Source organism: Paenibacillus sp. GbtcB18 (assembly GCF_019091125.1).
Classification (GTDB): Bacteria; Bacillota; Bacilli; order Paenibacillales; family NBRC-103111; genus Paenibacillus_F; species Paenibacillus_F chitinolyticus.
Map to the genome: position 1 here is coordinate 1 of NZ_JAGXJX010000203.1, position 331 is coordinate 331.

The window sequence follows — 331 nt, forward strand, 5'->3', positions numbered from 1 at the left end:
AGGGAAACTGTGCATATTGTTCAATGAAATGAAGAACAGATAGTACATGACCAATCAAAGTTAATGGAAGCTAAACTAAATATGGATAAAATTGATTTCTTAGTTCAGGAAACTGATGATGTTTGGATAAGAGATAATGGTCCGTTCTTTGTGAAAGATAAAGAGGGAAATCTCCGCCTAACACACTGGGTATTTAATGGTTGGGTGGATAAATATCCGTATGAAGAGCATGCTAATGTACCAACTAAAACAAGTTAAATGCATAGTGTTCCATAAGTCGAATGTAGTGTCTGGAGAGAGGGCGGATGTATAGATGAAAACGGATACGAGA

General features: G+C 36.6%; 1 pseudogene. It reads left to right on the forward strand.

The window, feature by feature from the left end:
- Window positions 1-273 (forward strand): annotated as a pseudogene (locus KVT34_RS30050) (agmatine deiminase family protein); the annotation flags it as partial.
- Window positions 274-331 lie beyond the last annotated feature (58 nt).